This is a genomic window from Citrobacter sp. wls710, assembly GCF_005281115.1.
Lineage (GTDB): Bacteria > Pseudomonadota > Gammaproteobacteria > Enterobacterales > Enterobacteriaceae > Citrobacter > Citrobacter werkmanii.
The window spans coordinates 125,080-146,324 of the sequence record NZ_SZXD01000076.1; the positions used below are offsets into that span (position 1 = coordinate 125,080).

Consider the following 21,245-nt stretch of genomic DNA (forward strand, 5'->3'; position numbering starts at 1 on the left):
TAAGAGCCATGCCAAAACGTACAGACATAAAAAGTATCCTGATTCTGGGCGCGGGCCCGATTGTTATCGGTCAGGCGTGTGAGTTTGACTACTCCGGTGCCCAGGCGTGTAAAGCGCTGCGCGAAGAGGGCTACCGCGTCATTCTGGTGAACTCCAACCCGGCCACCATCATGACCGACCCGGAAATGGCCGATGCGACCTACATCGAGCCGATTAACTGGGAAGTGGTACGCAAAATCATCGAAAAAGAGCGTCCGGATGCGGTGCTGCCGACCATGGGCGGCCAGACCGCGCTGAACTGCGCGCTGGAGCTGGAGCGTCAGGGCGTACTGGAAGAGTTCGGCGTGACCATGATTGGTGCGACCGCCGATGCGATTGATAAAGCAGAAGACCGTCGTCGCTTCGATGTGGCAATGAAGAAAATCGGCCTCGACACCGCGCGTTCCGGTATCGCGCACACTATGGAAGAAGCGCTGGCGGTTGCCGCTGATGTAGGCTTCCCGTGCATCATCCGTCCGTCCTTTACCATGGGCGGCACCGGCGGCGGTATCGCTTACAACCGTGAAGAGTTCGAAGAAATCTGCGAACGCGGTCTGGACCTCTCGCCAACCAATGAGCTGCTGATTGATGAATCGCTGATCGGCTGGAAAGAGTACGAGATGGAAGTGGTGCGTGATAAAAACGACAACTGCATCATCGTCTGCTCTATCGAAAACTTCGATCCGATGGGTATCCACACCGGTGACTCTATCACCGTGGCCCCGGCGCAGACCCTGACCGACAAAGAATACCAAATCATGCGTAACGCCTCGATGGCGGTACTGCGTGAAATCGGCGTTGAAACCGGCGGTTCTAACGTCCAGTTCTCGGTGAATCCGAAAGACGGTCGTCTGATCGTTATCGAAATGAACCCGCGCGTCTCCCGCTCCTCGGCGCTGGCCTCGAAAGCCACCGGCTTCCCGATTGCCAAAGTTGCGGCCAAACTGGCGGTGGGGTACACCCTCGACGAACTGATGAACGACATCACCGGTGGGCGTACTCCGGCCTCCTTCGAGCCGTCTATCGACTACGTTGTCACCAAGATTCCACGCTTCAACTTCGAGAAATTCGCTGGCGCTAATGACCGTCTGACCACGCAGATGAAATCTGTCGGTGAAGTGATGGCGATTGGCCGCACCCAGCAGGAATCTCTGCAAAAAGCGCTGCGCGGCCTGGAAGTGGGCGCCACCGGCTTCGACCCGAAAGTGAGCCTCGACGACCCGGAAGCGCTGACCAAAATCCGCCGCGAGCTGAAAGATGCGGGCGCTGAGCGTATCTGGTACATCGCCGATGCGTTCCGCGCGGGCCTCTCCGTCGACGGCGTGTTCAACCTGACCAACATCGACCGCTGGTTCCTGGTGCAGATTGAAGAGCTGGTGCGTCTGGAAGAGAAAGTGGCGGAAGTGGGCATTAACGGCCTCAACGCTGACTTCCTGTTCCACCTGAAGCGTAAAGGTTTTGCCGATGCGCGCCTGGCGAAGCTGGCAGGCGTGCGCGAAGCGGAAATCCGCAAGCTGCGCGACCAGTACAACCTGCACCCGGTCTACAAGCGCGTGGATACCTGCGCGGCGGAATTCGCCACCGATACCGCCTACATGTACTCCACCTATGAAGAAGAGTGCGAATCTAACCCGTCCGTTGACCGCGATAAAATCATGGTCCTCGGCGGCGGCCCGAACCGTATCGGTCAGGGTATTGAATTTGACTACTGCTGCGTACACGCCTCGCTGGCGCTGCGCGAAGACGGCTACGAGACCATCATGGTCAACTGTAACCCGGAAACCGTCTCCACCGACTACGACACTTCCGACCGTCTGTACTTCGAGCCGGTCACGCTGGAAGACGTGCTGGAAATCGTGCGCATCGAGAAGCCGAAGGGCGTCATCGTGCAGTACGGCGGCCAGACCCCGCTGAAGCTGGCGCGTGAACTGGAAGCCGCAGGCGTACCGGTTATCGGCACCAGTCCGGACGCCATCGACCGCGCGGAAGACCGTGAACGCTTCCAGCACGCGGTTGACCGTCTGAAGCTGAAGCAGCCGGCGAACGCCACCGTCACCGCCATTGAACAAGCGGTTGAGAAGGCGAAAGAGATTGGTTACCCGCTGGTGGTGCGCCCATCCTACGTACTGGGCGGCCGCGCGATGGAAATCGTCTATGACGAAGCCGACCTGCGTCGCTACTTCCAGACTGCGGTCAGCGTGTCTAACGATGCGCCGGTGCTGCTGGACCGCTTCCTTGATGATGCGATTGAAGTCGACGTTGACGCCATCTGCGACGGCGAAATGGTGCTGATTGGCGGCATCATGGAACACATCGAGCAGGCGGGCGTACACTCCGGCGACTCCGCCTGTTCCCTGCCAGCCTACACGCTGAGCCAGGAGATTCAGGATGTGATGCGCCAGCAGGTGCAGAAGCTGGCCTTCGAGTTGCAGGTGCGCGGCCTGATGAACGTGCAGTTTGCGGTGAAAGACAACGAAGTCTACCTGATTGAAGTTAACCCGCGTGCGGCTCGTACCGTACCGTTCGTCTCCAAAGCCACCGGCGTACCGCTGGCGAAAGTGGCGGCGCGCGTGATGGCCGGCAAATCGCTGACCGAGCAGGGCGTGACCAAAGAAATTATTCCACCGTACTACTCGGTGAAAGAAGTGGTGCTGCCGTTCAACAAATTCCCGGGCGTAGACCCGCTGTTAGGGCCAGAAATGCGTTCTACCGGGGAAGTGATGGGCGTGGGCCGTACCTTCGCGGAAGCGTTCGCCAAGGCACAGCTGGGCAGTAACTCCACCATGAAGAAACAGGGCCGTGCGCTGCTCTCCGTTCGCGAAGGTGACAAAGAGCGCGTGGTTGACCTGGCCGCTAAGCTGCTGAAACAGGGCTTCGAGCTGGATGCCACCCACGGTACCGCGATTGTGCTGGGCGAAGCCGGTATCAACCCGCGTCTGGTGAACAAGGTGCATGAAGGTCGTCCGCACATTCAGGACCGTATCAAGAATGGCGAATACACCTACATCATCAACACCACCGCAGGTCGTCAGGCGATTGAAGACTCCAAACTGATTCGCCGCAGCGCGCTGCAGTACAAAGTGCACTACGACACTACACTGAACGGCGGCTTCGCCACCGCGATGGCGCTGAACGCGGACGCTACCGAGAAAGTAACCTCGGTGCAGGAAATGCACGCGCAGATCAAAAAGTAATAAACTGAAGATATCGGTGATATTGCCGTTAATTGGATCTGCAATATAAATTACAAACGGTTCCTGTATAGGAACCGTTTTTTTTTACTCTTTCAGGTCATTCCTGGAGAAGTCCGTTTCCGTAACCACATTTTCAATGTAATAAGCACGATATTGCTCACACTAATCAACATTCAAGTCGCATACTATCTTTATATCCACAATTTTAATATGGCTTAGTTTTTATTAATTTGGACAGGCCGTAGCCAGATTTTTAATTTGTGAAATGGTGTGCTTATGTGTGAAAAATATGTTGAAAGACCGCTTTATTTGTTAATTGCTGACTGGATGATGGCAGAGGACCGATGGATTACTGCCAAGGAGATTTCCCGTCAATTTGATATTGAACACTGCAAAGCAATTAATACGCTCTCCTATATTCTGTCAGAAGTGGGGGAAATTGTTTGTGAAGTGAAGATGATCCCTAACCAGATTGCAGGACGAGGCTGTCAGTGCCAGCGTCTGGTGAAAGTCGTGAGTATTGATTCTCATCTCTATCGCCGATTGAATCATAATTTGCAGGAAAGAAAAGTGAGCGTGGCGAAAACACCGCGCCTGTCAGCGGTTCCTCCAACAGAGCTTAACCGTGAGCAGAAATGGCAGATGATGCTGTCAAAAAGTATGCGTCGCTAATTGTCTGTTTACCTGATGGCTGTATAAACGGTGATTGACGCGTAGGCCGGATAAGCGTGAGCGCATCCGGCATCAATTACTGTGCTGATTTTGGCTTTACGTCCGTCGTGCCTTTCAGGCGCGGCCGGTTTTCTTCGACCTGCGTTAACGGCTTCGTTTCAGATAACCCTGTTCGACAGCGGACCGCAAGATCCTGATATTCTTTGGTGTTGAGGCGTTTCCAGTGCAGCTCCTGGTCTGTGACCTGGCGTAGTACGCGCGCAGGTGAACCCACCAGCAGTTGCCTTGCCTCACCCTGAAATCCGGCTTTGACAAAACTCATGGCGGCGACAATGCTCTCTTCGCCAATCACTGTGCCGTCCATAATGACGCTGTTCATGCCGACCAGGGCGTCCCGTCCCACCACGCACCCATGTAAAATAGCGCCGTGGCCGATATGGCCGTTTTCATGCACGATGGTATCGGTATCGCAGTAGCCATGCATAATGCAGCCATCCTGCAGATTAGATCCTGCCTCCAGGATCAGGCGACCATAATCCCCACGCAATGACGCGAGTGGGCCAATATAAACACCAGCACCCACGATGACATCGCCAATCAGCACGGCGCTGGGATGGACAAACGCGTCCGGGTGCACCACCGGGATCAGTCCTTCAAAGGCGTAATAGCTCATGGTTTTACCTCGGTTTTTTTTGTCGGATGGCGGCGTAAACACCTTATCCGGCCTACGGTTGTGCATGTGTTGTAGGCCGGATAAGCGAAACGCCATCCGGCATAGTCACATTAACGACCTTTCCACACCGGATCGCGTTTTTCGGCAAATGCCAGCGGTCCTTCGAGCGCATCTTCTGAATGCAGTACCGAAGGATAATGCTTCAGCACGCCGCTGCGGATGTAGCGGTAGCCTTCTTCAACCGGCATTTCACTGGTCGCGCGATAAATCTCTTTCAGCGCCGCGATAGCCAGCGGAGCACTATTGACCAGTTGTTGCGCCAGTTCGCGCGCGCTATCCATCAGTTCGCTCTGGCTGACAACGCGGTTCACGATCCCCCAACGCAGCGCTTCTTCGGCGCTCATTCGTCTGCCGGTCATTACCATTTCGTTGACGATAGCTGGTGGCAACAGCTTAGGCAGGCGCAAAACGCCGCCGCTGTCAGGCACGATGCCGAGCTTTGCTTCCGGCAGCGCGAAGCTGGCGTTTTCGGCGCAGACAATAAAGTCTGCCGCCAGCGCCAGTTCGAAACCGCCGCCAAACGCATAGCCGTTCACCGCGGCGATGACCGGCTTATCGAGGTCAAATATTTCGGTTAAACCGGCAAAGCCGCCGGGACCAAAATCGGCATCCGGCGCTTCACCTTCCGCTGCCGCTTTTAAGTCCCAGCCAGCAGAAAAGAATTTCTCACCGCCGCCGGTAATGATTGCTACGCGTAATTCCGGGTCGTCACGGAAATTAAGAAAAGCTTCACCCATCGCAAAACTGGTTTTGGCATCAATGGCATTCGCTTTAGGTCGGTCGAGGGTAATTTCCAGGATCGGGCCGTTACGGGTCAGATGTAATGATTCACTCATAGTTCATCTCCAGATAAATAGTTTCCCGGCGGGAGGGATTCCTGCCGGAAGGTTTATTTCAGATTTTTTTTGATTATTTTTCCTGAACAATTGCGCGGCAGGTCGGTTCTGATCTCCATAAAAGAGGGAACCTTGAATTTCGCCATATTGTTTTCGCAGAAGCTGAAAAACTCGGCCTCGCTTAATGTTTCACCTTCATTAAGGACAATAAATGCTTTAATGGCTTCATCACGGATCGCATCTTTAATACCAACCACTACAATGTCCTGAATTTTCGGATGTGCAGAAATAATATTTTCCAGCTCGACGCAGGAGACATTTTCCCCGCCGCGTTTAATCATGTTGCAGCGTCTGTCGACAAAATAGAAATAGCCATCCTCATCCTGGTAACCCGAATCACCGGTATGTAACCAGCCCTCTGGTTCCAGCGCCCTGGCGGTTGCCTCCGGCTGCATGTAATACTCTTTGAAGATAGTCTTGCCGGGGATGCCTTTAATACAGATTTCGCCAATTTCTCCGGCGGGCAGCGGGCGATTTTGATCGTCGCGAATTTCAGCTTCATAGCTAAAACCCACGCGACCAATGGAAGGCCAGCGTCGTTTGTCTCCTGGACGGTCGCCAATAATTCCGACAATGGTTTCAGTCATACCATAAGAGGTCAGCAGCCTGACGCCAAAGCGTTCGGTAAAGGCGTCTTTTTCCTGCGCCGATAGATTGAGATAGAACATCACTTCACGCAGATGATGTTGCCTGTCCGTTGGCGCGGCGGGCTGGACCATCAGCGTGCGGATCATCATCGGGATGCACTCGGTCACCGTCGCCTGATATTTACGTACCTGACCCCAGAATGCTCGGGCGCTGTACTTTTCCAGCAGCACAAAGGTACTGCCGGCGGAAAAGGCTGGCATTGCCGCGGTACACTGACAGTCGATATGAAAAGCGGGCATCACCGTCATGTACACGTCATCATCGCGCAGGGCGATTTGCCAGGCAGAGTAGTAGCCCGCAAAACGCAGATTATAGTGGGTAATAACCACCCCTTTTGGACGCGAGGTGGTACCGGAGGTAAACAAAATTTCCGCCGTATCGTCAGTGGATAACGCTGGCGTATAGCACAGCGTGGCCGACTGACGTGCTTGCAGTTGGGAAAAGTGGCTCACGCCATCGTCAGCCGGAAGCTGCTCGCCAATCAGACAGATATGATTAAGCGGAGTGCTATTTTCCTGGCGTATTTCACGGTACATAGGATAAAACTGGACGCTGGTAACCAGCAGGCTCACCTGGCTGTTTTGCAGGATCCAGGCACTTTCTTCGCCCAGTAAGCGGGCATTAATCGGCACCATAATGGCGCCGATTTTTGCCAGTCCAAACCAGCAAAAGATGAATTCCGGACAGTTATCCAGATGCAGTGCGACTCTATCGCCCTTGCGGATCCCTAAGGAATGAAAAAGGTTCGACGTGCGGTTAATCTCTTCATTTAGCGAGGCATAGCTAAACTGCCGAACGATTCCCTCACAGGATTCGAAAATTAACGCCGTTTTATCTCCGTACACTTCGGCCAGGTCGTCCCACATCTGACGTAAGTTTTGTCCGCCAACGATATCCATATTGCTTTATCCACTGAAATCAGGCGTGAGCGCTAACCAACGAGCAGGTTAGCGCGTCGCGTTTATTCCTCAACCCTGGCCAGGCCTTTGCCGACCAGCTCATTTATGTCTGCTTCGCTATAACCAATGTTTTTCAGAATGGCGGCGGTATCCATGCCGTGTGAGGGCATGCCACGCCAGATTTTCCCCGGGTTGTTTTTAAATTTCGGCATGATGTTCGGCCCTTTACAGGTGCGGCCGTCCATTGTTTGCCACTGAGTAATGGATTCGCGGGCAACGTACTGCGGATTACCTTCCAGTTCTGGAATGGTTAGCACCTTTGCACAGGCGATATTCAGCTCAGCAAAGCGCGCCTGAACTTCGGCGATAGTGTGTGTTGCCAGCCAGGCGTCCAGTTTCTCTTCGACGAGCGGGCCGTAAGGGCATTCCACGCGATGAATTAGCTGCGTGCCTTCCGGAACTTCCGGCGTACCGAGAATGTGGGCAAGGCCAATATCTTTAAAGCACTCGTTGATTTGCGTGATGCCGACCAACTCCATGACGATGTAACCATCGGCGCATTTATACAGGCCGCAGCCGGCGTAGTAGGGGTCCTTCCCTTTCGTCATACGTGGACAGATTTCGCCGCCGTTGAAGTAGTCCATCATGAAGTACTGACCCATGCGCAGCATCACTTCGTACATGGCGATATCAATGCTTTCACCTTTACCCGTTTCGCGCACTTTGTGCAGGGCTGCCAGCGCAGCTGTCGTCGCGGTCATCCCGGAGAAGTAATCGGCGGTATACGGGAAGGCTGGCATCGGCTGATCAACGTCGCCGTTTTGGATCAGATAACCACTGAATGCCTGCGCGATGGTGTTATACGCCGGAAGATTGGTGTACTCCTCGGTACCATACTGGCCGAAGCCGGAAAGGTGGGCAATGACCAGTTTCGGGTTATGCTCCCACAGCACTTCATCAGTAATACCGCGGCGGGCAAAGGCCGGGCCTTTACTGGCTTCAATGAAAATATCGGTGGTTTCCATCAGTTTCAGAAACGCTTCCCGACCTTCATCTTTGAAAATATTCAGCGACAGGGCGTGCAGGTTGCGGCGTGAGAGCTGCGGGTAGTTAGGCTGTACGCGGATGGTATCGGCCCATGCGACGTTTTCAATCCAGATAACCTCGGCGCCCCATTCGGCGAACATCTGTCCGGCGAACGGACCGGCGATTTCGATTCCTGAAAAAACAACGCGTACTCCAGCAAGCGGGCCAAAGGTTGGCATTGGTAAATGATTCATCATTTTTCTCCTGGCATTTTTTGTAGGCCCGGCAACTACGGCGCCACCGGGCATGTTGCCGGATGGCGGCGTAAACGCCTTATCCGGCCTACGAATCGTGCTGAATTAGCGGTATTGCTTGAGTACCGCACGACCCAACGTCAGGATCTGCATTTCGTCAGAACCACCAGAAACACGGTCAACGCGCAGGTCACGCCAGAAACGCGTGATGCGGTGGTTGCCCGCGATACCAACACCTCCCAGTACCTGCATGGCGGTGTCTACCACTTCAAACGCGGCGTTGGCGCAGAAGTATTTGCACATAGCCGCGTCGCCGGAGGTAATAGTGCCGTTATCCGCTTTCCACGCCGCTTCCAGCAGCATGTTTTTCATGGAGTTCAGTTTGATCGCCATATGCGCAAACTTCTCCTGAATCAGCTGGAAACGGCCAATAGTTTCACCAAACTGCACGCGCTGATTCGCGTAACGCGCAGCGTCTTCAAAAGCGCACATTGCGGTGCCGTAGTTGGTCAGCGCGACGAGGAAGCGTTCATGGTCAAACTCTTCTTTCACGCGGTTGAAGCCGTTACCTTCCCGACCGAACATGTCTTTTTCGTCCAGTTCAACGTCATCAAAGGTGATTTCACAGCAGCTATCCATGCGCAGACCAAGTTTCTCCAGTTTATTGACCTTGATACCCGCTTTGCTCATGTCAACAAACCACTCGGTGTAAACAGGTTTATCCGGCGATGCACCGTCTCTCGCCATGACCACGATGTACGGGGTATAGGCGCTACTGGTGATAAAGCACTTACTGCCATTAAGATAAACCTTACCATTTTTGCGTGTATAAGTGGTTTTCAGACTACCAACATCCGATCCCGCTCCCGGTTCGGTGATAGCAGAGTTCCACATCTGCTTACCGGTGCCCTGGAACGCCATGATCTTATCAATTTGCTCCTGAGTCCCTTCTCGCAGGAAAGTGTTAAAACCTCCCGGTAATTGGTACAACACGTAAGTTGGTGCGCCAAGACGTCCCAGCTCCATCCAGACGGCGGCGACGGTAACAAAACCCGCTTCCAGACCGCCGTGTTCCTCCGGGATCAGCAGGCTATCAATGCCCATATCCGCCAGCGCTTTTACAAAACGCTCAGGGTAGACGCTGTCACGATCGCACTCGGCAAAATAAGCTTCCCAGTTCTCACTGGCCATCAGTTCACGAATACCGGCGACAAACAGTTCCTGCTCGTCATTTAAGTTGAAATCCATCTTTCAGCCTCTTGATCAATTGGGTTAATTAGAATTACTTGTCTTTCCAGTGCACTTTGGCGTCTTTAATAAAGGACAGCGTCACCATAATGTTGACGAAGAACAGCGGGCATCCTCCGGCGATAATCGCGGTCTGAATGGGCTTCAGCCCGCCCAGCGCCAGCAGAACGATACCGATGATGCCGACCAGAATGGACCAGCCGATGCGTACCAGCAGCGGCGGCTCTTCACCATCGCGAACTTCGCGACAGGTCGACATCGCCAGGGTGTAAGAGCAGGCGTTAATCAGCGTTACGGTGGCGATAAAGCAGAGGATAAAGAAACCCCACATGGTGGCGGTGCTGAGCGGCAAGGCGGCCCAGGTTTCGATAATGGCGCGCGCCACGCCGTGTTGTTCAATCAACTGCGGAATGTTGAGGATGTTTTTATCCATCAGCAGCAGCGTGTTACTGCCAAGAACAGTCCACAGGATCCAGGTAGACGCGGTCAGGCCCAGTACCATCCCGAAGCACAGTTCACGTACGGTACGACCCCGAGAAATACGGGCCAGGAAGATACTCATCTGGATGGCGTAAATAACCCACCACGCCCAGTAGAAAACGGTCCAGCCCTGCGGGAAGCCGCCTTTACCGATGGCATCGGTATAGAACAGCATCCGTGGCAGATGCATCAGCAGCATCCCTACAGAATCGGTGAAGTAGTTCATGATGAAGCTGGCGCCGCTGACGATAAACACCCAGCCGAGCATCAGGAAGCTCAGGTAGCTACGCACATCGCTGGCGATTCTGACCCCTTTTTGCAGGCCGCAGGCCACGCAAATAGCGTTCAATATGATCCAGCAGGTAATGATGATGGCATCCAATTGCAGCGTATGCGGAATACCGAACAGCCATTGCATACACTCGGTGACCAGCGGGGTAGCCAGACCGAGGCTGGTGCCCATCGCGAAGATCAGCGCCACCAGGTAGAAGTTATCGACGATGGTGCCGAACAGCCCTTTTGCATGCTTTTCGCCCACTAACGGTACCAGCGTGGAGCTGGGGCGGATGACATCCATCTTGCGTACAAAGAAGAAGTAGGCGAAGGCCACGGAAAGGAAGCTATAGGTTGCCCACGGCAATGGCCCCCAGTGGAACAGGCTGTACGCCAGACCTATCTCTTTCGCGCCTGTGGAATTTGGTTCCAGACCGAACGGCGGGGTGGAGATATAGTAGTAGATCTCAATAGAGCCCCAGAACAGAACTGCAGCGGATGTACAGGAGGCGAACATCATGAAAATCCAGCTGGCGGTACTAAACTCCGGTTTTTCGTCGCCTAATCTCTTTTTAGCATAGGGGCCAAAAACCAGCCAGAACCAGCCGAAGAGCATGACGACCATATACCATTCAAATGCCCAACCCCAGACATTGGTGACATAACTGAATACCGCATTAATAACGACGTTAGCGGCATCAAGATCTCTTACTGTTAGCCAGCAAAGTATCCCGACAATTATTAATGGCGGGAAAAAAACCTTCGGTTCAATTCCCGATTTTCTCTTTTCATTTTTCATAAGTGAATTCCAGTGTGAAAACGAAATTTATTTAGCGTGCCAGTCCATGAACGTTTGTTTATTTATTATTAATGATTTGTTGATAAGTTTTTAACCTCTGGGACGCCTCAATGAGTAACTCATAATGGGTATTCATTTCGGGTGATTCTGTTATCTTCGTCACACTTTTTTGTGCTGGTTATTTTGTGTTTAAATTCTTATTTTTGTTTTGTAAATCATTTAGTTGATGCTGATTTTTTAACTTTTTTAAGTGTCTGGCGTTCAATATTGTTGAGCCAGCAAACAATATTGAAAATTTTCATATTTGGCATATTTCTTTCAATATTGGTGAGGTGCGTAACACTATTGAAAGTTACGAATATCAATGTGTGACATTTTCAATATTGGTGATTAATGTTTTATTTCCGAATTAAAGAGCGTGATATCTGTATTTAACACCGCCGATATAAATACGTTTCCTTCATGATTTCTGGAGATGCAATGAAGATAATTACTTGCTACAAATGCGTACCTGATGAACAGGATATTGCGATTAATAATGCTGATGGAACACTCGATTTCAGCAAAGCGGATGGCAAAATCAGCCAATATGATCTGAATGCAATTGAAGCTGCTTGCCAGTTAAAACAGCAGTTGGGAGACGCTCAGGTTGTCGCCATGAGCGTTGGCGGCAAAGCGCTGACCAATGCAAAAGGGCGCAAAGATGTCCTCTCTCGTGGCCCTGATGAACTGATTGTTGTGATTGACGATCAATTTGAGCAGGCGCTGCCGCAACAAACCGCCAGCGCGCTGGCTGCCGCCGCGCAAAAATCAGGTTTCGATCTGCTTATTTGCGGTGACGGTTCTTCCGATCTTTATGCTCAGCAGGTTGGTCTGCTGGTGGGCGAAGCGCTGAACGTTCCGGCGATTAACGGCGTGAGTAAGGTCCTCTCTCTTACCGACAGCACATTGACGGTAGAACGCGAACTGGAAGATGAAGTTGAAACGCTGAGCATCCCGCTCCCGGCGGTGATCGCGGTTTCCACCGACATCAACACCCCACAAATCCCTTCGATGAAAGCCATTCTTGGCGCGGCGAAAAAACCGGTTCAGGTCTGGTCGCCTGCGGATATCGGGCTGAACAGCGTACCTGCGTATTCCGCACAACAGGTTGCCGCACCGAAGCAGCGCGAGCGTCAGCGTGTGGTGATTGAAGGTGACGGGGAAGAACAAATCGCCGCGTTTGTCGAGAATCTGCGCAAAATCATTTAATTATCAGGGGATGTTATGAACAAATTTTCCAGTGTCTGGGTATTCAGCGATACCCCTTCTCGTCTGCCCGAACTGATGAGTGGCGCGCAGGCTGTAGGTGAAAAAGTTAACGCGTTCGTACTGAACGAAGCGGACAGCGCGACAGCATGTCATTTGGGCGCGGATCATGTCTGGCTGCTCAGCGGCAAACCAGAAGACCGCATGATCGAAGACTACGCTGATGCGATGGCTGAGACTATTCGTCAGCATAGCGAGGGCGGCGCGGTGCTGCTGCCGAATACGCGTCGAGGCAAGCTTTTGGCAGCAAAACTGGGCTTTCGCTTGTCGGCTGCGGTTTCCAACGACGCCAGCGAAGTCGCCCTGCAGGATGGAAAAGCGGCGGTTAAACATATGGTCTACGGCGGTCTGGCGATAGGAGCGGAAACCATCGCTTCGCCGTTTGCCGTGATCACGCTTAGCAGCGGAACGTTTGACGCACAAGACCCGGACACTTCTCGCAGCGGCGAGATGCATACCGTGCAGTGGCAGGCTCCGGCCATTAACGTGACCCGCACCGCAACCCAGGCGCGTCAGAGCAACAGCGTTGACCTCGACAAAGCGCGTCTGGTGGTCAGCGTGGGACGTGGCATCGGCAGCAAAGAGAATATCTCGCTGGCCGAAGCGCTGTGCCAGACGATTGGCGCCGAGCTGGCCTGCTCTCGCCCGGTGGCGGAAAACGAGAAGTGGATGGAGCACGAGCGCTACGTCGGTATCTCCAACCTGATGCTCAAGCCTGAACTGTATCTGGCGGTGGGGATCTCCGGGCAGATCCAACATATGGTTGGTGCCAACGGCGCGCAGACGATTTTCGCCATCAACAAAGATAAAAACGCGCCAATCTTCCAGTATGCGGATTTTGGCATCGTTGGCGATGCGCTGAAGATCCTGCCTGCGCTGACGGCTGCCTTAGCGCGATAAACCATTTCGGGCAGGATACGAAGGTATCCTGCCGCTGACAGGAGTACGTATGTCCGAAGATATCTTTGATGCCATCATCGTGGGTGCAGGTCTGGCCGGTTCGGTTGCGGCGCTGGTGCTTGCTCGCGAAGGTGCACAGGTGCTGGTTATCGAGCGTGGCAATTCTGCTGGCGCGAAGAATGTCACCGGTGGGCGTTTGTATGCACATAGCCTGGAACGCATCATTCCCGGCTTTGCGGATCAGGCCCCCATTGAACGCATGATCACCCACGAAAAACTCGCCTTTATGACCGAAAAAGGGGCGATGACGATGGATTATTGCAACGGCGAGGACGCCGCATCGTCGCAAGTTTCTTATTCCGTTTTGCGCAGTAAATTTGACGCCTGGCTGATGGAGCAGGCCGAAGAGGCGGGGGCGCAACTGATCACCGGTATTCGCGTGGATAATGTCGTTCAGCGTGATGGCAAAGTCGTGGGCGTGGAAGCCGATGGCGATATTCTGGAAGCCAAAGTCGTAATTCTCGCTGATGGGGTGAATTCTCTGCTGGCTGAAAAGCTGGGCATGGCAAAGCGTGTTGAGGCATCGCATGTAGCTGTCGGCGTGAAGGAACTGATCGAATTGCCTAAGTCGGTAATTGAAGATCGTTTCCAGTTACAGGGCAACGAAGGTGCCGCCTGTCTGTTTGCCGGGGCGCCAACCGATGGTCTGATGGGCGGTGGCTTCCTGTATACGAATGAAACAACCCTTTCCCTGGGGCTGGTCTGTGGACTTCATCATCTGAAAGACGCGAAAAAATCGGTCCCGCAAATGCTGGAAGATTTCAAACAGCATCCGGCAGTTGCGCCGTTGATCGCCGGTGGCAAGCTGGTGGAATATGCCGCACACGTTGTACCCGAGGCGGGAATGAATATGCAGCCTGAACTGGTGGGCGATGGCGTACTGATTGCCGGAGACGCTGCCGGCATGTGTATGAACCTCGGCTTTACCATCCGTGGTATGGATCTCGCCATATCCGCAGGCGAAGCGGCGGCGAAGACGGTGCTTTCGGCGATGAAGCGTGACGATTTTAGCAAGCAGTCGTTGGGGGAATACCGTCAGCATCTGGACGAAGGTCCGATGCGCGATATGCGCATGTATCAGAAACTGCCAGCTTTTCTTGATAATCCCCGCATGTTTACCGCTTATCCCGAAATGGCGGTCAGTATCGCGCGCGACCTGTTCACCGTGGATGGCTCCGCTCCGGTGCCAATGCGTAAAAAAATCCTGCGCCATGCGAAGAAAGTGGGCTTCATCAACCTGATGAAAGATGGCCTGAAAGGAGTGACCGTATTATGACATCTCCCGTCAATGTGGACGTCAAACTGGGCGTCAATAAGTTCAATGTGGATGAAGACAGCCCGCACATCATTCTCAAAACCGATCCTGATAAACAGGCGCTGGAGGTGCTGATTAAGGCCTGTCCGGCGGGACTGTATAAAAAGCAGGACGACGGCAGCGTTCGTTTTGATTACGCCGGGTGCCTGGAGTGCGGAACGTGCCGGATCCTCGGCCTTGATACGGCGCTGGAAAAATGGGAATACCCACGCGGGACGTTTGGTGTGGAGTTCCGCTACGGCTAAACCTGGTGCCGGATGGTGGCTTCGCCTTATCCGGCCTACAGGCATAGTACGTAGGCCTTAAAGCTACGCGCCATCAGGCATTAAGTTAAATAAAACAGGACATCACCATGCAGCAGCCCAGGAACTTTGATGATATCAAATTTACCTCTATTCATCGCCGGATAATGCTATGGGGAAGCGGTGGGCCGTTTCTGGATGGTTATGTGCTGGTAATGATTGGCGTGGCGCTGGAACAGCTCACGCCAGCATTGAAACTGGATGCTGACTGGATTGGTCTGCTGGGGGCCGGTACACTGGCTGGCCTGTTTATTGGTACATCGCTGTTTGGCTACATTTCCGATAAGGTCGGGCGGCGCAAAATGTTTATTATCGATATCATCGCCATTGGCGTGATATCGGCGGCGACGATGTTCGTTACCTCGCCCGTTGAACTGTTGGTGATGCGCGTGCTGATCGGCATTGTGATTGGCGCCGATTACCCGATCGCCACCTCGATGATTACCGAATTTTCCAATACCCGCCAGCGTGCCTTCTCTATCGGTTTTATCGCGGCTATGTGGTATGTCGGCGCAACCTGTGCCGATCTGGTCGGTTACTGTTTGTATGATGTTGAGGGCGGATGGCGCTGGATGCTAGGTAGCGCGGTGATCCCCTGTATTTTGATCCTGATTGGACGCTTCGACCTGCCTGAATCGCCGCGCTGGCTGCTGCGTAAGGGGCGGGTGAAAGAGTGCGAGGCGATGATGATCAAGCTGTTCGGCGAACCGGTGGTGTTCGACGAAGAAGCGCCGCAGGAGACGCGTTTTCTCCAGCTGTTTAACCGCCGCCATTTCCCATTTGTGCTGTTTGTTGCCGCCATCTGGACCTGTCAGGTGATCCCGATGTTCGCCATTTACACCTTTGGTCCGCAGATTGTTGGACTACTGGGACTGGGCGCCGGGAAAAGCGCCGCGTTGGGCAACGTGGTGATTAGCTTGTGCTTTATGCTGGGGTGTATTCCGCCGATGTTCTGGCTCAACAGCGCGGGGCGGCGACCGCTGTTGATTGGCAGCTTTATTATGATGACGCTGGCGCTGGCCGTACTGGGGTTAATTCCTGATATGGGGGCGTGGCTGGTGGTGCTGGCCTTTGCCGTATACGCATTTTTCTCTGGTGGTCCGGGGAATCTGCAGTGGCTATATCCTAACGAACTGTTTCCTACCGATATTCGCGCGTCTGCCGTCGGGGTGATTATGTCGTTAAGCCGCATCGGGACCATTGTTTCCACCTGGGCGCTACCGGTGTTCATTAGCAAATACGGCATCAGTAATGTCATGCTGATGGGGGCAGGAATTTCGCTGATTGGCCTGCTCGTGTCCATTGCTTTTGCACCAGAAACACGCGGTCTGACGTTGTCTCAAACCAGTCAGATGACGATTCGCAGTAAGCCCGTGACCAGGGCAGACTATTAGGAGTGTTCTGTATTTTCCCTGTAACTCAGTCAGTTAGCCTACAGTTAATGTATATATCACTGAAAACGACTGAAAAGCAGGGAGAACACCATGCAAAAACATATCCTGATCACCTCTATTTTTACCGCAGCAGCACTGTTTACCGTCGCTGGTTGTTCCTCAAACCAGGCGGTGAAAACCACCGATGGCAAAACCATCGTTACCGACGGCAAACCGCAAGTGGATGATGATACTGGCCTGGTGTCATATAAAAATGCGCAAACAGGTAAGACGGAGCAGATTAACCGCGACCAGGTTAAAGATATGAGTGAGCTGGACAACTAACTCAGATTTTTCCATTTATCTACTCAATAATATTGACTGTTAGCCTGTGGATTAACTGACTAAACTCACTGTTATTACAATAATGCAGTGACACAGGCTAATCATGATTCTCATCATTTATGCGCATCCCTATCCGCAGCATTCGCATGCGAATAAGCGGATGCTTGATCAGGCAAGGACGCTGGAGGGCGTGGAGATCCGCTCGCTCTACCAGCTCTACCCCGATTTCAATATCGATATTGCCGCTGAACAGGATGCGTTGGCACGCGCTGATTTAATTATCTGGCAGCATCCTATGCAGTGGTATAGCACGCCTCCGTTACTCAAATTGTGGATGGATAAAGTCCTCTCTCACGGCTGGGCCTATGGCCATGGCGGAACAGCGCTGCACGGTAAACATCTGCTGTGGGCTGTGACGACTGGCGGCGGTGAAAACCACTTTGATATCGGATCCCATCCTGGCTTTGATGTACTTTCCCAGCCCTTACAGGCAACGGCTTTATATTGCGGCCTCAAATGGCTGCCGCCGTTTGCGATGCACTGTACGTTTATTTGTGATGATGAAACGCTGCAGGCGCAGGCGCGCCACTATAAACAGCGTCTGCTGGAGTGGCAGGAGGTGCATCATGGATAGTCATACGCTAATACAGGCGCTGATTTACCTCGGTTCGGCGGCGCTGATTGTCCCCATCGCCGTACGGCTGGGGCTGGGATCGGTGCTGGGGTATCTTATCGCCGGATGTATTATCGGACCCTGGGGTTTGAGGCTGGTGACCGATGCCGAATCAATCCTCCATTTTGCCGAGATCGGCGTGGTGCTGATGCTGTTTGTCATCGGCCTGGAACTGGATCCGCAACGTTTGTGGAAGCTGCGAGCCTCGGTGTTTGGCGGTGGTGCATTACAAATGGTGGTTTGCGGTGGGCTGATCGGTCTGTTCTGTATGTTCCTCGGCCTGCGCTGGCAGGTAGCGGAACTTATCGGCATGACGCTGGCGCTTTCCTCCACGGCCATCGCTATGCAGGCGATGAATGAACGTAACCTGATGGTGTCGCAACTCGGACGTAGCACATTTGCCGTGCTGCTGTTCCAGGATATCGCCGCTATTCCACTGGTGGCGATGATCCCATTACTCGCGGCGAGCGGCGCATCGACAACGCTTGGGGCGTTTGCGCTCTCTGCGCTAAAGGTTGCGGGCGCACTGGTGCTGGTGGTGTTGTTAGGCCGCTATGTGACGCGTCCGGCCTTACGTTTTGTCGCCCGTTCAGGCTTGCGGGAAGTGTTTAGCGCCGTCGCGCTGTTCCTCGTTTTTGGCTTCGGTCTGCTGTTGGAAGAGGTTGGACTGTCGATGGCGATGGGGGCGTTCCTGGCCGGTGTGCTGCTGGCCAGCTCTGAGTATCGCCACGCGCTGGAAAGCGATATTGAACCGTTCAAAGGGCTGTTGTTGGGTCTGTTCTTCATCGGCGTGGGGATGTCTATCGATTTTGGCACGCTGATTGATAACCCTTTGCGCATTATCATCTTGCTGGTTGGTTTCCTGGTTATCAAAACCGTCATGCTGTGGCTGATAGCGAAACCGTTGCAGGTGCCGAATAAGCAACGTCGCTGGTTTGCCTTATTATTAGGGCAGGGCAGTGAATTTGCCTTCGTGGTGTTTGGCGCGGCGCAAATGGCAGACGTGCTTGATCCTGATTGGGCGAAATCGTTGACCCTGGCGGTGGCGCTGTCGATGGCGGCGACGCCAATTTTACTGGTGATTTTGACGCGACTGGAAAAATCAGCGACCGGTGAAGAGCGGGAAGCGGATGAAATCGACGAAGAACAACCGCGAGTGATCATCGCCGGGTTTGGGCGATTTGGTCAGATTACCGGTCGTTTGCTGTTGTCGAGCGGCGTCAAAATGGTGGTTCTTGATCATGACCCGGACCATATCGAAACGCTACGTAAATTTGGCATGAAGGTTTTCTATGGCGATGCGACCCGGATGGATCTGCTGGAGTCTGCCGGGGCGGCTAAAGCTGAAGTCATTATTAACGCCATTGACGATCCGCAAACCAGCCTGCAATTAACCGAAATGGTGAAGGAGCATTTCCCTCATCTGCAAATTATTGCCCGCGCGCGCGATGTGGATCATTACATTCGCCTGCGCCAGGCGGGGGTGGAAATGCCGGAACGTGAAACCTTTGAAGGCGCGCTGAAGACCGGGCGTCTGGCGCTGGAAGGGCTTGGGCTGGGGCGCTATGAAGCGCGTGAGCGGGCCGACGTATTCCGTCGTTTCAATATGCTTATGGTTGAGGAGATGGTGAAAGGGGAAAATGACGCGATTTCCCGTGCAGCGGTTTATAAACGCACCAGCGCAATGCTGAGTGAAATTATTGCGGAAGATCGCCAACACTTATCGTTAATTCAACGCCATGGCTGGCAAGGCACGGATGAAGGTAAACATACGGGCGACGTCGCCGATGAGCCGGAAGTGAAACCGTCAGCATAGAGTAAAAAATGTGATGTTCTGCAAACTTTACTGCTAATTGACTGTTTTTGAACTACTGTAATGCTGGCGTACCACCTTAAATAGGTCGGTTCGCCAGCAGAACGGAAAATTTTCATGCTCATCCTCTTTCCGCCAGTCGACGAAAGATTGCGCTTTCCGTATAGTGGCGACAATTTTTTTGTATCCGGGAAACATTCAATGATCAGTCTGATTGCGGCGTTAGCGGTAGATCGCGTCATCGGTATGGAAAACGCCATGCCATGGAACCTACCTGCCGATCTCGCCTGGTTTAAACGTAATACCTTAAACAAGCCGGTTGTCATGGGACGCCATACCTGGGAATCCATCGGGCGACCGTTGCCAGGGCGTAAAAATATTGTCATCAGCAGCAAGCCAGGCACCGACGATCGTGTGCAGTGGGTGAAGTCTGTTGATGAAGCAATAGCGGCCTGCGGCGATGAACCTGAAATTATGGTGATTGGCGGTGGACGCGTGTATGAGCAGTTCCTGCCGAAAGCGCAAAAACTGTATCTGACACACATTGATGCGGAAGTTGAAGGGGATACGCATTTCCCGGACTACGAACCGGACGACTGGGAATCAGTGTTTAGCGAATTTCATGATGCCGACGCGCAAAACTCCCACAGCTACTGCTTCGAGATTCTTGAACGTCGTTAATACTGTAAATGCCGGATGGCGGCGAAATGCCTTATCCGGCCTACTATTGTGCCAGATGTAGGCCTGATAAGCGTAGCGCCATCAGGCATAAACCTATCAGGCGTTGACCGCTTCGCCGGGATCCAGATTCAGATGGCGATTTGATGGCTGCACAAAGTACTGTTTGTCTTCCCAGCGCAGACAGGTGAGGTCTCCCCCCCAGCAACATCCCGTATCCAGCGCGTAGATACCTTCAGGCGTGCCTTTCCCCTCCAGCGATGCCCAGTGCCCGAAAGCAATGCTATAGGCTTCACTGACAGGCCCAGGAATGGCAAACCAGGGCTTCAGCGGGGCTGGCGCATCTTCTGGCGACTCTTTGCTGTACATATCCAACTGACCGTTGGGGAAGCAGTAGCGCATACGGGTAAATGCGTTGGTAATAAAACGCAGGCGCGCCAGCCCCGTGAGTTCCGGCGTCCAGTTGTTTGGCATGTCGCCATACATGGCGTCGAGGAAGAAGGGATACGAGTCGCTCGACAATACGGCTTCAACATCGCGGGCGCAATTCCTCGCTGTCTGCAGATCCCATTGTGGGGTAATGCCGGCATGCGCCATCACCAGCTTCTTCTCTTCATCAATCTGCAAGAGCGGCTGGCGGCGTAACCAATTAAGTAACTCATCCGCATCCGCTGCTTCGAGCAGCGGTGTGAGCCGGTCTTTCGGTTTGTTACGGCTGATACCAGCAAACACGGCCAGCAGGTGCAGATCGTGATTGCCAAGGACTAACCGCACGCTATCGCCCAGCGATTTCACGTAGCGTAAAACGTCCAGAGAGCCTGGCCCACGCGCGACCAGATCGCCGGTGAGCCAGAGGGTGTCTTGTTCGGGGTTAAAGTCTACCTGGTGCAGCAAGGCGATCAGTTCATCGTAACAACCGTGAACGTCGCCAATAAGGTATGTCGCCATAGTTATTGTTTTAGTGAATGAGTGTTGGAACGGCGAGCCGAAACACGGGAATGTCGATGGTAAAGGCAATGCCTTGTTCATCGATCATTTCGTAATGACCCTGCATGGTGCCCAGCGGTGTTTCAATTACCGCTCCGCTGGTGTACTGATACTCTTCGCCAGGTTCGATATGGGGCTGAACGCCAACCACACCTTCGCCCTGAACTTCGGTTTCGCGGCCATGACCATTAGTGATCAACCAATAACGCCCCAACAGCTGCACAGGCGCTCGCCCCAAATTGCGGATAGTCACGGTATAAGCAAAAACGTAACGTTCATCATCAGGTGAGGATTGCGCCTTGGATTTGCCCCTATATTTCCAGACACCTG

19 protein-coding genes are annotated in these 21,245 nt (G+C 53.3%); 11 read left to right on the top strand and 8 right to left on the bottom strand.

The window, feature by feature from the left end; genetic code table 11:
• Positions 1 to 8 precede the first annotated feature (8 nt).
• Positions 9 to 3,233: a carbamoyl-phosphate synthase large subunit gene (carB, locus tag FDX14_RS25000; RefSeq protein ID WP_137350454.1), complete on the top strand. Its 3,225-nt coding sequence runs from the start codon at positions 9 to 11 to the stop codon at positions 3,231 to 3,233.
• A 276-nt stretch (positions 3,234 to 3,509) separates the two neighbouring features.
• A complete protein-coding gene (caiF, locus tag FDX14_RS25005; protein ID WP_042312419.1) occupies positions 3,510 to 3,905 on the top strand; it encodes a carnitine metabolism transcriptional regulator CaiF in 396 nt (131 codons plus the stop codon).
• A gap of 76 nt (positions 3,906 to 3,981) precedes the next feature.
• Here caiF and caiE read toward each other — a convergent pair whose 3' ends face one another.
• From caiE to caiT, 6 genes are all read right to left on the bottom strand, one after another.
• A complete protein-coding gene (gene caiE, locus FDX14_RS25010) occupies positions 3,982 to 4,578 on the bottom strand; it encodes a carnitine operon protein CaiE (protein WP_137350455.1) in 597 nt (198 codons plus the stop codon).
• Positions 4,579 to 4,688: 110 nt separating this feature from the next.
• Positions 4,689 to 5,474 (bottom strand): crotonobetainyl-CoA hydratase, encoded by a 786-nt coding sequence (gene caiD / locus FDX14_RS25015; protein ID WP_042312416.1) that lies wholly within the window; start codon positions 5,472 to 5,474, stop codon positions 4,689 to 4,691.
• A gap of 53 nt (positions 5,475 to 5,527) precedes the next feature.
• Positions 5,528 to 7,081 (bottom strand): crotonobetaine/carnitine-CoA ligase, encoded by a 1,554-nt coding sequence (gene caiC, locus FDX14_RS25020; protein WP_137350456.1) that lies wholly within the window; start codon positions 7,079 to 7,081, stop codon positions 5,528 to 5,530.
• Between the two features lie 62 nt (positions 7,082 to 7,143).
• Positions 7,144 to 8,361 (bottom strand): L-carnitine CoA-transferase, encoded by a 1,218-nt coding sequence (gene caiB / locus FDX14_RS25025; protein WP_115198946.1) that lies wholly within the window; start codon positions 8,359 to 8,361, stop codon positions 7,144 to 7,146.
• 105 nt (positions 8,362 to 8,466) lie between these two features.
• Complete coding sequence (gene caiA, locus FDX14_RS25030; protein ID WP_003018898.1) at positions 8,467 to 9,609, bottom strand: crotonobetainyl-CoA dehydrogenase; 1,143 nt, start codon at positions 9,607 to 9,609, stop codon at positions 8,467 to 8,469.
• Positions 9,610 to 9,643: 34 nt separating this feature from the next.
• On the bottom strand, positions 9,644 to 11,161 hold the full coding sequence (caiT, locus tag FDX14_RS25035) for an L-carnitine/gamma-butyrobetaine antiporter (protein WP_042312410.1): 1,518 nt from the start codon (positions 11,159 to 11,161) through the stop codon (positions 9,644 to 9,646).
• 480 nt (positions 11,162 to 11,641) lie between these two features.
• On the opposite strand from caiT, the gene FDX14_RS25040 reads away from it, so the two are divergent.
• From FDX14_RS25040 to folA, 9 genes are all read left to right on the top strand, one after another.
• Positions 11,642 to 12,412, top strand: a complete 771-nt coding sequence (locus FDX14_RS25040) for an electron transfer flavoprotein FixA (RefSeq protein ID WP_137350457.1) — start codon at positions 11,642 to 11,644, stop codon at positions 12,410 to 12,412.
• 15 nt (positions 12,413 to 12,427) lie between these two features.
• Positions 12,428 to 13,369 carry an electron transfer flavoprotein subunit alpha/FixB family protein gene (locus tag FDX14_RS25045; protein ID WP_061382909.1) on the top strand — a complete coding sequence of 314 codons (942 nt, stop codon included), beginning with the start codon at positions 12,428 to 12,430 and terminating at the stop codon, positions 13,367 to 13,369.
• 49 nt (positions 13,370 to 13,418) lie between these two features.
• Complete coding sequence (locus tag FDX14_RS25050; RefSeq protein ID WP_042312403.1) at positions 13,419 to 14,705, top strand: FAD-dependent oxidoreductase; 1,287 nt, start codon at positions 13,419 to 13,421, stop codon at positions 14,703 to 14,705.
• Positions 14,702 to 14,989, top strand: coding sequence for a ferredoxin-like protein FixX (gene fixX / locus FDX14_RS25055; protein WP_000203736.1), 288 nt, complete (start codon positions 14,702 to 14,704; stop codon positions 14,987 to 14,989). Before FDX14_RS25050 ends, fixX begins: the two co-directional genes overlap by 4 nt.
• Positions 14,990 to 15,096: 107 nt before the next feature.
• Entirely contained in the window at positions 15,097 to 16,440 is a 1,344-nt protein-coding gene (locus tag FDX14_RS25060) for an MFS transporter (RefSeq protein WP_137350458.1), read from the top strand.
• Positions 16,441 to 16,530: 90 nt separating this feature from the next.
• Positions 16,531 to 16,764: a YgdI/YgdR family lipoprotein gene (locus FDX14_RS25065; RefSeq protein WP_003018880.1), complete on the top strand. Its 234-nt coding sequence runs from the start codon at positions 16,531 to 16,533 to the stop codon at positions 16,762 to 16,764.
• 103 nt (positions 16,765 to 16,867) lie between these two features.
• On the top strand, positions 16,868 to 17,398 hold the full coding sequence (kefF, locus tag FDX14_RS25070) for a glutathione-regulated potassium-efflux system oxidoreductase KefF (RefSeq protein ID WP_038637110.1): 531 nt from the start codon (positions 16,868 to 16,870) through the stop codon (positions 17,396 to 17,398).
• Positions 17,391 to 19,253: a glutathione-regulated potassium-efflux system protein KefC gene (gene kefC / locus FDX14_RS25075; protein ID WP_137350459.1), complete on the top strand. Its 1,863-nt coding sequence runs from the start codon at positions 17,391 to 17,393 to the stop codon at positions 19,251 to 19,253. The genes kefF and kefC overlap by 8 nt, the downstream gene beginning before the upstream one ends.
• Before the next feature lie 198 nt (positions 19,254 to 19,451).
• On the top strand, positions 19,452 to 19,931 hold the full coding sequence (folA, locus tag FDX14_RS25080) for a type 3 dihydrofolate reductase (protein WP_003018873.1): 480 nt from the start codon (positions 19,452 to 19,454) through the stop codon (positions 19,929 to 19,931).
• Between the two features lie 96 nt (positions 19,932 to 20,027).
• Here folA and apaH read toward each other — a convergent pair whose 3' ends face one another.
• Together apaH and apaG are read right to left on the bottom strand one after the other, a co-directional pair.
• The gene (gene apaH / locus FDX14_RS25085; protein WP_042312394.1) at positions 20,028 to 20,876 is read right to left on the bottom strand and encodes a bis(5'-nucleosyl)-tetraphosphatase (symmetrical) ApaH; all 849 of its coding nucleotides are present in this window, start codon (positions 20,874 to 20,876) and stop codon (positions 20,028 to 20,030) included.
• Between the two features lie 10 nt (positions 20,877 to 20,886).
• The coding region (gene apaG, locus FDX14_RS25090; RefSeq protein ID WP_137350460.1) for a Co2+/Mg2+ efflux facilitator ApaG/CorD at positions 20,887 to 21,245 on the bottom strand (359 nt) is incomplete at its 5' end.

What these genes read in the sequence shown, in the direction of transcription:
- carB (WP_137350454.1), top strand. Translation starts at nt 9, where the DNA reads ATGCCAAAACGTACAGACATAAAAAGTATCCTGATTCTGGGCGCGGGC.
- caiF (WP_042312419.1), top strand. Translation starts at nt 3,510, where the DNA reads ATGTGTGAAAAATATGTTGAAAGACCGCTTTATTTGTTAATTGCTGAC.
- caiE (WP_137350455.1), bottom strand. Translation starts at nt 4,578, where the DNA reads ATGAGCTATTACGCCTTTGAAGGACTGATCCCGGTGGTGCACCCGGAC.
- caiD (WP_042312416.1), bottom strand. Translation starts at nt 5,474, where the DNA reads ATGAGTGAATCATTACATCTGACCCGTAACGGCCCGATCCTGGAAATT.
- caiC (WP_137350456.1), bottom strand. Translation starts at nt 7,081, where the DNA reads ATGGATATCGTTGGCGGACAAAACTTACGTCAGATGTGGGACGACCTG.
- caiB (WP_115198946.1), bottom strand. Translation starts at nt 8,361, where the DNA reads ATGAATCATTTACCAATGCCAACCTTTGGCCCGCTTGCTGGAGTACGC.
- caiA (WP_003018898.1), bottom strand. Translation starts at nt 9,609, where the DNA reads ATGGATTTCAACTTAAATGACGAGCAGGAACTGTTTGTCGCCGGTATT.
- caiT (WP_042312410.1), bottom strand. Translation starts at nt 11,161, where the DNA reads ATGAAAAATGAAAAGAGAAAATCGGGAATTGAACCGAAGGTTTTTTTC.
- FDX14_RS25040 (WP_137350457.1), top strand. Translation starts at nt 11,642, where the DNA reads ATGAAGATAATTACTTGCTACAAATGCGTACCTGATGAACAGGATATT.
- FDX14_RS25045 (WP_061382909.1), top strand. Translation starts at nt 12,428, where the DNA reads ATGAACAAATTTTCCAGTGTCTGGGTATTCAGCGATACCCCTTCTCGT.
- FDX14_RS25050 (WP_042312403.1), top strand. Translation starts at nt 13,419, where the DNA reads ATGTCCGAAGATATCTTTGATGCCATCATCGTGGGTGCAGGTCTGGCC.
- fixX (WP_000203736.1), top strand. Translation starts at nt 14,702, where the DNA reads ATGACATCTCCCGTCAATGTGGACGTCAAACTGGGCGTCAATAAGTTC.
- FDX14_RS25060 (WP_137350458.1), top strand. Translation starts at nt 15,097, where the DNA reads ATGCAGCAGCCCAGGAACTTTGATGATATCAAATTTACCTCTATTCAT.
- FDX14_RS25065 (WP_003018880.1), top strand. Translation starts at nt 16,531, where the DNA reads ATGCAAAAACATATCCTGATCACCTCTATTTTTACCGCAGCAGCACTG.
- kefF (WP_038637110.1), top strand. Translation starts at nt 16,868, where the DNA reads ATGATTCTCATCATTTATGCGCATCCCTATCCGCAGCATTCGCATGCG.
- kefC (WP_137350459.1), top strand. Translation starts at nt 17,391, where the DNA reads ATGGATAGTCATACGCTAATACAGGCGCTGATTTACCTCGGTTCGGCG.
- folA (WP_003018873.1), top strand. Translation starts at nt 19,452, where the DNA reads ATGATCAGTCTGATTGCGGCGTTAGCGGTAGATCGCGTCATCGGTATG.
- apaH (WP_042312394.1), bottom strand. Translation starts at nt 20,876, where the DNA reads ATGGCGACATACCTTATTGGCGACGTTCACGGTTGTTACGATGAACTG.